The following is a 10,062-nucleotide window of genomic DNA, read 5'->3' as shown; positions in this document are numbered from 1 at the left end:
CCGCCGAGGCAGCCGCAGCCGCGGCCGCCGCCGCGCAGGCCGCCGCGAACACGCCCGCCGCCGCCAAGGCCGCCGCCCAGCAGCTCGCCTCGTCGAAGTACGGCTGGGGCAGCGACCAGTACGGCTGCCTCGTCAACCTGTGGCAGAAGGAGTCGGGCTGGAACTACAAGGCCTACAACCCGAGCGGTGCGACCGGCATCCCGCAGTCGCTGCCCGGCAGCAAGATGGCGACCGCCGGCTCCGACTGGGCCACGAACGCCACCACTCAGGTCGCCTGGGGCCTCGACTACATCAAGCGCGCGTACGGCACCCCGTGCAGCGCCTGGGGCCACAGCCAGTCGGTCAACTGGTACTGAGTCCGCCCGGCGGTCTCGGCCGCGTCCCGTCACGGGGGTGACGATCGCGCCTGAGCCGACGACAAAGGTCCTCCCCGAGCTCGGGGAGGACCTTTCTCGTCGGTCGGCGGCCCTTGACCAGGGGGGAGACGTGTGCGGGGAAAGAGGGGCGCGGGGGAGCAGGGCCGGGGCTGGTCAGTTCTGGGGCGGGATCGTCTTGCGGTCGGTGGGCTTGTCGGTGGTGACCGGCACCTCCAACGTGGGCTCGGGGGTCGCGGGCTCCGGCGTCGCCGTCGGGCTCACCGGGGTCGGGCTCGGCGTCACCACGGGGTCGTCGCGCTCGCCGCAGCCGGCGAGCACCCCCACCGCGAGCACGGCCGTCGTCAGCGCGGTCGCCGCACGTGCGCCCGCGCTCGTCCTGCTCGTCCGGGGCGCCCTGCTCGTCCTGCTCGTCCCGTTCTCGGCACTCCTCGTCGTCATCCCCCGAGCCTACGCACGAGCCGAGCCCGTCGAGTGGTCACGAAGTGTCGTCCCGCCGACGCGGAAGGACCACACCTGACCACTCGCCGACACCCGCTCGAGCACAGGCCCGAGCCCGAGCCCGCGCGGTCAGACGGGGCCGACCAGGGTCCAGGCCCCGCCGTCCCGGCGAGTCACCCGAGCGCCGCGCACGTCGGCCAGCCCGCCGACCGTCGACTCGACCGCGGCCCCGACCCCGAGCGCGAAGGAGTCGTCGGCGCCCGTGAAGCGCACCACGAGCTGGGGCTCGCCCCGAACCATGACGATGTCGTTCGCCTCGACGGTGGTGTGCTCGGCGGCGGCCGCCGCGGCCCGGGGCAGCAGGGCGTCGGGCCGGACCCCCGCGTGCAGGGAGCCGACGGCGAGCAGGACGCGATACGAGGGCATGCCTCGATCCTGCCCGACTAGCGGTCGTCCTCCGTCACGGCGGCTGCCTCCGTCGGCTCGGGCACCAGGCGCATCCCGACGGTCGTCGACGCCGTCTCGAGCAGATCGGTGACCCAGGCGCGGTTGACGGCGGGCATGCGGCTCCCGGCATAGACGAAGTGCAGCGGGATCGACTCGTGCACCCAGATGACGCTCCGGCCCTGGCCCGACGGCTGGTCGTCGCGCCAGGTCAACGAGAAGCTCTCGTGCCGGCGGAGCTTGGTGACGATCGCCAGCTGAAGATGAGCGAGGGTTCGGTCGTCGAGGTCGATCGCGTATCGATCCGACCCGTAGAACAGTGTGCCCAAGTGCTTCCCTCCCTGCCGTTCGAGCGTAGATGCCTGCACGCGCATGGATCATTCCGGCACCCACCCCTTGACACGGCACGCGCTCGGTCGCTAGGCGAGGCGAGGCGAGGCGAGGCGAGGCGAGGCGAGGCGGGTGAGTTCACACGCGCGACGCACGCCCGACTCGGCCCCGACCCGCGGGCCTGCCAGGCTCGGGGCATGAAGCGCACCGCCTCCGCCCGTCTCGAGTTCGACGTCGCCGGCCCAGCCGAGTTCGTCCTGTCGATCGCCGCCTCGGCCCTGTACGAGCAGCGAGCCGAGGAGGCGCTGATCGTCACCCAGCACGGAGCGCCCGTCGCCGTGCGCGAGCTCGTCGACCAGCACGGCACTCGCCTGCACCTGTGCGACGTCGGCGCCGGCAGGGTGCTCGTCGACTACCGCGTCGTCGTCGAGGGGAGGCTCGCCCCGCCTCCGGTCGACGAGCTCGACCTCGTGCGTTCCCGTCGCCCGAGCCGCTACTGCGAGTCGGACACCCTGGCCCCGACGGCCCGGGCGGAGTTCGGCGGCCTCGCGGGCCGCGACCTGCTGGCCGCCGTCAGCTCGTGGGTGGGGTCGCACCTCGCCTACGTCCCCGGTGCCAGCGCGCCGACCGACGGCGCCGTGCAGACCCTGCTCGACCGCCAGGGCGTCTGCCGCGACTACGCGCACCTCGTGATCGCCCTGCTCCGCGCGCTCGACGTCCCGGCCCGGCTGGTGTCGGTCTACGCGCCGGGACTGTCGCCGATGGACTTCCACGCCGTGGCCGAGGCCTTCGTCGACGACGAGTGGCACGTGGTCGACGCCACGGCACTCGCGCCGCGGAGCACGCTGCTGCGCATCGCGACCGGCCGGGACGCGAGCGACACCGCGTTCCTCACGAGCCACGGCGACGCCGTGACCGTCGCGTCGATGCAGGTCGGCGCCGTCGCCGACGAGCTGCCCCGCGACGACGTGACCGCCTTCGTCAGCCTCGGCTGAGCGGGGGAGCAGCCGACATCCGCCTCGATGCCTCGTTCCGGACGAGATGCCCCGGCACGCCGAGGCATCTCGTCCGGAATTGAGCACGGAGGACGTTCCCCGGCTGACCGGCGCCGCTCAGTCGTCCTCGACCGCCGGCCACGACGCAGGCCCGGCCGTGCCCGCCGGGTACTCGTCGATCGGCACGTCGCCGGCGCGCCAGGCGTCGAGCACCGGGGCGACGATGCGCCACCCCTCGACCGCCGAGTCGCCGCGCACCGACAGGGTGGGGTCGCCGTCGAGGATCCCGGCGAGCACCTCGCCGTAGGCCGTGAGGTCCCCGAGCCCGAACTCGGCGTGCAGGGTCGCCCGCGACAGGTCGTACGAGTCGCCGGGGCCGTTGACGTTGAGCTCGAGCGACATCTCGTCGGGCGCGATGGCGATGCGGAGGCGGTCCGGCGTGCCGCCGCCGACGAACTCGCGCGGCACGTGCGTCGGCGGGCGGAAGGTGATGACGATCTCGCGCCTCCTCGAGGCCAGCGCCTTGCCCGAGCGCAGCCGGATCGGCACGCCGGCCCAGCGCCAGTTCTGCACCTCGACGACCATCTCGGCGAGCGTCTCGGTCTCGATGGACGCGTCCACCCCCTCCTCGGCGGCGTAGGCGGGCAGGTCGCGGCCCTCGACGGTGCCGGCCGTGTAGCGGGCACGGCGGCTGTTCGCGACGGGGTCCCCGTCGAGGAGGCGCGTGGCGCGCAGCACGAGCTGCTTCTCGTCGCGCAGGTCGACGGCCTTCAGGGTCGAGGGCGCGTTCATCGTGAGCACGGCCATCACCTGCAGCAGGTGGCTCTGGATCATGTCGACGAGGGCGCCGGCGTGGTCGTAGTAGCGGGCGCGGCCCTCGAGGCCGAGGGTCTCGTCGTAGACGATGTCGATGCTCTCGACGTGCTGGTTGTTGAGCATCGGCTCGATGAGGCGGTTCGCGAAGCGCAGCCCGAGCAGGTTGAGCACCGTGGCCCGGCCGAGGAAGTGGTCGACGCGGTGCACCCGCTCCTCGGGGACGAGCTGCAGCACGAGTTCGTTGAGGTGCCCGGCCGACGCCACGTCCGTGCCGAAGGGCTTCTCGAGGGCGAGGGCGGTGCCCTCGGGCAGCTGCACCTGCCTCAGGGCCTCGCAGGCCTTCTCGGTGATCGCGGGCGGCAGCGCGAAGTAGATCGCGGGAGGTGCCTCGCACGCGTCGAGCAGCGTGGTCAGGGCGTCGGCCGACGTCACGTCCGCCGTGATGTAGCGGGTCGAGGCGAGCAGGGCGTCGACGGCGGGCCCGGCCGCCTCGACGCTCGCGAACGAGTCGGCGACCCGCTGGTGCCACTCCTCGTCCGAGTACTCCTCGACGCCGGCGCCGATCAGCTGCACGCGTCGCACCGGCTCGTGGGCCAGCAGCCCCCCGAGCCCGGGCATCAGGAGGCGGGCCGCCAGGTCGCCGGACGCGCCCAGGATGAGGAGCGTCACCGGTTCGCTGCTCGGCCCGCCCTCGTCGCCGATGGTCGCCTCCGTGGCGGGGTCGCTGGCCGTGTGTCGCGTCGCGGTCGTCATGGGGACGACGGTAGACCGCGCGCCGGCGCACCGCTCCCGTCGCCGACGCCGGACGTGGTGGGTCGACCTGTCGGTATGCCTCCTGTGCCATCCTGGTCCGGGCGAGCGGTGAACCAGCGCCGTCGCCGCACGACCTCGGAGGGGCGCAGATGATCCTGCAGAAAGCCGTCACGCCGCAGCTGAGCGCGGCCTACCACGACCACGACCACGACCGGGTGGCCGGCTTCGTCGTGCCCTGGGGCGCCGTCGGCCACGCGCGCACGCCGCGTGAGCTGATCACGGCGCACGGCCTCGACTTCCCGGGGGCGCCGTTCTCGCCCGACATGCCGCACATCGACGTGCTCCGCTTCGAGAGCACGGCGAACCTGCTCCTCGAGAAGGCCACGGGCGGTCCCGACCGGGCCACGCAGAACGTCACCGGCGGGCCGTTCCTCGACCGCCCGCCGTTCCGCGGGGACGGCTTCGTCGCCGACCCCGATCACGTCATCCCGCTCTCGTGGCTCCCGCACCGCCGCGTGCCCGCCGGCGCCGAGCTGCACCGCATCGCCGCCGACGGTACGAGCACCTACCTCGCGTACTTCCACTCCGCCGCCTGGGGCTGGATCTACGCGGACGACATCGAGGCGAGGCGTGAACGCCAGCCGCGTCTCGTCAGCCGCTTCGTCGGCGGCCTGGCCCGGATGGACGACGGCGAGGTCCGCATCGCCGACCTGATCGACGGGGACACGCGCGTGATCGCCGTGCGCCAGGACGAGCAGGCCGAGGCCGACGGCTGGACGCCGACCACCCCGATGGTCTGGTCGCGCACCGTCGACGTCGCCGACGCGCAGGAGTACTTCGAGCTCGACGTCCGCACCCGCTGGAACGGCCTCGGCTACCGCGTCACCGACCAGTACCCCACCGCCACGGGCCTGCGGCTCAGCGGCACGTACAGCGACCACGACGCCGACCTCGCCGAGGGGCTGCAGCTGGTCAAGATCGACGCCGCGGTCTACGAGGGCGAGCTGCCGGGCCACCTGCTCGAGGAGGCGACCGTCCGCCAGACGCAGCTGCCGGAGTGGCCTGCCCTCGCCCTCGCCTGAGCCGTACCGACCCGGCCCGGCCCGGCCCGGGTGCTCAGTTCGGGCCGGGGCTCTGCGCCCGGCGTCAGGCGCGACGGGTCGGGCGGACCGACACCACCTCGGCCGTCGCGCCGTGGGGCAGGTCCACGACGAGGCGCACGGCGTCGGCCACCGACTGGGGCTCGAGGTAGAGCGACACGTCGTAGACGCCTCCCTCGCTCTCGACCAGCTCGTGCTGCATGTCGGTGTCGACGCGGCCGGGATGGACCGAGCTGACGCGGACGCCGTGCCGACGCTCCTCCTCGCGCAGCGAGTCGGTGAGGGCCCGCAACGCGAACTTGCTCGCCGCGTAGGTGCTGCCGCCGGGGCCGGCGGCGAAGCCCGAGCCGCTGTTGATCGCGACGACCGTGCCCCGGGCGGCGCGCAGGGCCGGGAGCAGCTGTCGGGTGAGCTCGGAGACGGCGAAGACGTTGACCTCGAAGACGCGGCGCCAGTCGTCGCGGCTCGTGCCCTCGACGGTCCCGCCGCCGATCACCCCCGCGGCGTGCACGACGACGTCGAGGCGGTCGAGCGCGGGCGCCTCGAAGGGCGACCCCGCGAGGTCCGCGACCCAGGGCGCGGCGGAGGGGAGCGAGCCGGCGAGGGCGACCAGCGCCTCCTCGTCCCGGCCGTGCACGACGACGTGGTGCGTGCGCGACAGGTCGCGGGCGACGGCGAGGCCGATGCCGCGGGTGGCTCCGGTGACGAGGGCTGTGGGACGGGACCTGTCGGTGCTCATCGCCCCAGTCTGACGCGTCGCGGCGTCAGTCGCGGATGATCGGCAGCGGCCCCGTGAGCTGCGGCAGCTCGCGGTCGCTGAGCAGCCAGCGCTCGCCGGAGGCGGTCACCAGGAACGCGAGGGGCCCCGGCCGGCAGACCACGAGCGCACCGCCGGACTGCTGCTGCAGCACCTGGTCGAGCGCGCCGCCGAGGTCGCGGTCGTCCTCCGAGCCCCCGGCCGAGAGCACGGCGCAGCGCCCCTCGGCGCCCATCGCGGAGAGCAGCCGGCGCACGCCCTCGGGGTCGCGCAGCTCGGGGGCCATGGGGTGCACGACGCCCATGTCGACCCACTCGACCGACTCGAGCAGCGCGTCGAGGCGCTCGCGGGGGGTGTCGACGCCCTCGGCGGCCTCGTGGGCCAGGCTCTGGACGGCGTCGCGGGCGTCGGGCGCGGCGAAGGCCTCGAGTGCCGCGATCACGGGTGCGGGCAGCTGCGGCACGGAGATCTCCTTCGGGGTCTGGATCACCCATCCTCCCACCTGGTGCGGACGGGCGGGTCCTCCGCGCGGTCGAGGCGCCGACGGGGGCCGCGACTGCGAGGATGGGCCGGTGACCACCGCCTCCTCGACCTCCGCCTCCTCGACGCCCCCGCCCCTCGGCCTCCTCCTCGACGTCGACGGGCCGATCGCCAGCCCGGTCAGCCGCAGCATCGCCCTGCCGCAGATAACGCGAGACCTCGTCGCGCTCGCCGCGGCGGGCATCCCGGTCGTCTTCAACACGGGCCGGTCGGACGCGTTCATCCGCGACGAGGTCGTCGGCCCGATGATCGCGGCGGGCCTGCCCGCCGGGGCCCGGGTGCACGGCATCTGCGAGAAGGGCGCGTCGTGGTTCTCGATCGGGCCCGAGCACGGCCCCGGCGGCATGAGCGAGGTGCAGGTCGACTCCGCCCTCGCGATGCCCGCCGACTTCGCCGCCGAGATGGACGAGCTCGTCACGGCCGAGTTCGCCGACCTGGTCTTCTTCGACCACACCAAGCGCGCCATGGTCTCGATCGAGCAGCTCACGACGGTCGAGTCGGCCACCTACCTGGCCCGCCAGCGCGAGTTCGACGAGAAGGCGATGGAGGCGCTGGTCCGGCGAGGCGCCGGGGTCCGACGACTCGACGACGAGCGTCGCGACGCCCGCGGCGAGGTGCAGTGGCGCGTCGACCCGACCATCATCTCCACGGACATCGAGTCGGTCCGCCTCGGCAAGGACCTCGGCGCCGAGCGCGCCCTCGAGCTGCTCGCCGAGGACGGCGAGCTGCCCCTCGCCTGGCGCACCGTCGGCGACTCGCGCAGCGACTACGCCATGGCCGACTGGCTGCACGCGAACGGCCACGACGTCGCGCACGTCGACGTGCGGCCCGCCGACGGCGTGCCGGCCACGGAGTACCCGGTGCTCACGAGCGCGACGGGGCTGATCCACGACGACGCCGGGGCGGAGTTCCTGGCGCGCTGGGTCCGCGACGTGGGCGCCTGAGCCAGGGCGCCCCGGGTGAGTCTGTCCCTCGCCCGGGTGACACGACGGGCGATACCGCCGGGTATGAGCCCAGCAACCGCGCGGGTCGTCGAGGTCGTGTGCCCCGCAGGAGGGGTACGACCCCCCGAACGGGTGACAACCTGGTTCCAGACCAGCCTGTACTGTTCTGAGCAGTCGCCGCGAGGTCCCCCGAAAGGCCCACACGACGACCGCACCACCAGAACCACCCGCCGTCCGGCCACCCACCGGGCGCACCCGACAGGCCCGTCCGAGAGGACGAGCCCCGGAGGCACCCTCCTCCGCTCACCGCCGTCGCCGGCTCACACCCAGGCCGTCGACTGCACCCACCCGTCGCCACAGCTGCCGACGCCCTCCCCGGACGTCTGCAGGCGACAACGGCTCCTCTCTGCCGTCCGGGATCTCCGCAGTCCCGAACCAGGAGAGAAGTACTCGCATGTCCCGAACCATGCGCGACGCTCCGCTGTCCCCGGAAACGGGGTCGGCCGCCACGTCGTCCACCGCCGACCGCCTCGCGGCCGGCACCACCGCAACCACACCCGGCACCACCAGCACCGGCACCCTCGTCCTCGACGAGCGTCCCGACACCGCGACGACCGTCGACCAGAGGCACCTAGCACCCTCCGGACCCGTCGGCCAGCGTCGCGAGCCGGTGCCCGCTCCTCGGCCGCGGGCCGACCACGTCAGCGTGGCGGCCCGCCCCGAGGGCGGCAGGGCGCACAGCCCGGTCATGGTGCTGCTCGTGCTCATCGCGACGCTCGGCATCCTGCTCTACGCGCAGTTCCTGCTGAACCCGAGCAACCGCGGCGACATCCTGCCCTACGCGATGATCATCGTCGCCGAGGCGATCCTCGTCGTGCAGACGCTCTTCGCGATGTGGACGATCCTCTCCGGCGGCCAGGACCCCCGCGACTTCGACTTCCACGCGACGCAGGACACCCTGTACGACGAGGACGAGATCGACCGCCTGGGCCTCCGCGGCACGCCGCACCTCTGGCCGATGCGCATCGCCGGCGAGAAGATCGTCGCCGACGTGTTCATCACGGTCTACGGCGAGGAGCTCGCCAAGATCGCGACCACCGTCCAGGCCGCGCTCGCCCTGAAGGGCGAGCACCGCACCTGGGTGCTCGACGACGGGCGCAGCGACGAGGTCCGCGACCTCGCCGCGCAGCTCGGCGCGCGCTACATCCGCCGCCTCAGCAGCAACGGCGCGAAGGCCGGCAACGTGAACCACGCGCTGGCCATCGCGAAGGGCGACTACTTCGCCATCTTCGACGCGGACTTCGTGCCGAAGACGGACTTCCTGTTCGAGACGGTGCCGTTCTTCGTCGACGAGAAGGTCGCCTTCGTGCAGACCCCTCAGACCTACGGCAACCTGACGAGCCTCGTCAGCCGCGGTGCGGGCTACATGCAGACCGTCTTCTACCGGTTCATCCAGCCGGGCCGCAACCGCTTCAACGCGGCCTTCTGCGTCGGCACGAACGTCATCTTCCGCCGCAGCGCGATCGACGAGATCGGCGGCATCGACACCGACTCGAAGTCGGAGGACGTCTGGACGAGCCTGCACCTGCACGAGGCCGGCTGGAAGTCCATCTACATCCCCATGACGCTCGCCGTGGGCGACGCCCCCGAGACCATCGAGGCGTACAGCAAGCAGCAGCTGCGCTGGGCGACCGGCGGGTTCGAGATCCTGTTCCGCCACAACCCGCTCAGCCCGCGCCGCACCCTGACGATGGACCAGCGCCTCCAGTACTTCGTCACCGCGACGAACTACCTGACCGGCATCGCCCCGCTGCTGCTGCTCATGGTGCCGCCGATGGAGATCTTCTTCGACCTCCGCCCGATGAACCTGCACATCTCGGTGCTGCAGTGGTTCCTCTTCTACGCCGGCTTCTACCTGATGCAGATCGTGCTGGCGTTCTACACGCTCGGCTCGTTCCGCTGGGAGGTGCTGATGCTCGCCACCGTGTCGTTCCCGATCTACGTCAAGGCCCTGTGGAACGTCATCAGCGGCAAGGACGAGGCGTGGAGCGTCACCGGCCGCAAGGGCAAGGTGTCGTCGCCGTTCAACTTCATCATCCCGCAGGTGCTGTTCTGGCTGTTCCTCACCCTGACCTCGTGCGTGGCGCTCGTCCGCGACGCCGACAACGGCGTGCTCACGCTGGCGACGGTGTGGAACCTGCTCAACACCTTCATCCTGTCCGCGTTCCTCGTCGCCGCCTGGCGCGAGGGCCGCACGCTCAAGCGCTTCGCGAGGGCCGAGCAGCGCGGCGACGTGACCGACGCCCCCGTGGTGCTCACCGCGCCTCCCGGCTCGGCGCCCGCGTCTCCTCGCACGCAGGTCTCGCGGCCCGCTCCGCGCACCGGCGAGGAGATCCTCGCCCTGCAGCAGGCCGACGAGGCCGAGCAGGCGGCGGCGAGGGAGGCGGACCTCGCGACCGCGCACCGCCTCGCCGACCGCACGCCCTCCGACGACCCGGAGCAGACGGCGCGCGGCATATCTGGCATGGAATTGGATCACCCAAAGCTACCCCGGGACGTTTATTGAAC

At 72.8% G+C, this 10,062-nt stretch carries 11 protein-coding genes; 6 read left to right on the top strand and 5 right to left on the bottom strand.

The features are described 5' to 3' along the window. Positions 1-356 (top strand): transglycosylase SLT domain-containing protein (locus RWM17_RS08780; RefSeq protein WP_314102784.1); only part of this gene is annotated, 356 nt, incomplete at its 5' end. A gap of 220 nt (positions 357-576) precedes the next feature. After that, the gene (locus RWM17_RS08775) at positions 577-894 is read left to right on the top strand and encodes a hypothetical protein (RefSeq protein ID WP_314102783.1); all 318 of its coding nucleotides are present in this window, start codon (positions 577-579) and stop codon (positions 892-894) included. Between the two features lie 50 nt (positions 895-944). Here the strand turns inward: RWM17_RS08775 and RWM17_RS08770 are convergent, their stop codons facing one another. Both RWM17_RS08770 and RWM17_RS08765 read right to left on the bottom strand, forming a co-directional pair. Then, entirely contained in the window at positions 945-1,241 is a 297-nt protein-coding gene (locus RWM17_RS08770; protein ID WP_314102782.1) for a hypothetical protein, read from the bottom strand. A 17-nt stretch (positions 1,242-1,258) separates the two neighbouring features. Then, positions 1,259-1,588: a hypothetical protein gene (locus RWM17_RS08765; protein ID WP_314102781.1), complete on the bottom strand. Its 330-nt coding sequence runs from the start codon at positions 1,586-1,588 to the stop codon at positions 1,259-1,261. A gap of 198 nt (positions 1,589-1,786) precedes the next feature. On the opposite strand from RWM17_RS08765, the gene RWM17_RS08760 reads away from it, so the two are divergent. Next, positions 1,787-2,584 (top strand): transglutaminase family protein, encoded by a 798-nt coding sequence (locus RWM17_RS08760; protein WP_314102779.1) that lies wholly within the window; start codon positions 1,787-1,789, stop codon positions 2,582-2,584. 117 nt (positions 2,585-2,701) lie between these two features. On the opposite strand, the gene RWM17_RS08755 is transcribed toward RWM17_RS08760, so the two are convergent. After that, complete coding sequence (locus RWM17_RS08755; RefSeq protein WP_314102777.1) at positions 2,702-4,153, bottom strand: glucose-6-phosphate dehydrogenase; 1,452 nt, start codon at positions 4,151-4,153, stop codon at positions 2,702-2,704. A 149-nt stretch (positions 4,154-4,302) separates the two neighbouring features. Here RWM17_RS08755 and RWM17_RS08750 point away from each other — a divergent pair, with 149 nt between their 5' ends. Continuing rightward, a complete protein-coding gene (locus RWM17_RS08750; RefSeq protein WP_314102776.1) occupies positions 4,303-5,235 on the top strand; it encodes a hypothetical protein in 933 nt (310 codons plus the stop codon). A gap of 64 nt (positions 5,236-5,299) precedes the next feature. Here the strand turns inward: RWM17_RS08750 and RWM17_RS08745 are convergent, their stop codons facing one another. Together RWM17_RS08745 and RWM17_RS08740 are read right to left on the bottom strand one after the other, a co-directional pair. Beyond that, complete coding sequence (locus tag RWM17_RS08745) at positions 5,300-5,992, bottom strand: SDR family oxidoreductase (RefSeq protein WP_314102775.1); 693 nt, start codon at positions 5,990-5,992, stop codon at positions 5,300-5,302. 25 nt (positions 5,993-6,017) lie between these two features. After that, positions 6,018-6,500 (bottom strand): hypothetical protein, encoded by a 483-nt coding sequence (locus tag RWM17_RS08740; protein WP_314102774.1) that lies wholly within the window; start codon positions 6,498-6,500, stop codon positions 6,018-6,020. 82 nt (positions 6,501-6,582) lie between these two features. Here RWM17_RS08740 and RWM17_RS08735 point away from each other — a divergent pair, with 82 nt between their 5' ends. Then, the gene (locus tag RWM17_RS08735; protein WP_314102773.1) at positions 6,583-7,494 is read left to right on the top strand and encodes a hypothetical protein; all 912 of its coding nucleotides are present in this window, start codon (positions 6,583-6,585) and stop codon (positions 7,492-7,494) included. Between the two features lie 454 nt (positions 7,495-7,948). After that, positions 7,949-10,060, top strand: a complete 2,112-nt coding sequence (locus tag RWM17_RS08730; protein ID WP_314102772.1) for a glycosyltransferase family 2 protein — start codon at positions 7,949-7,951, stop codon at positions 10,058-10,060. The last annotated feature ends 2 nt before the right edge of the window (positions 10,061-10,062 follow it).

The organism is uncultured Frigoribacterium sp. (assembly GCF_963515265.1).
Lineage (GTDB): Bacteria > Actinomycetota > Actinomycetes > Actinomycetales > Microbacteriaceae > Frigoribacterium.
This window is presented reverse-complemented; position numbering and strand designations above follow the sequence as displayed.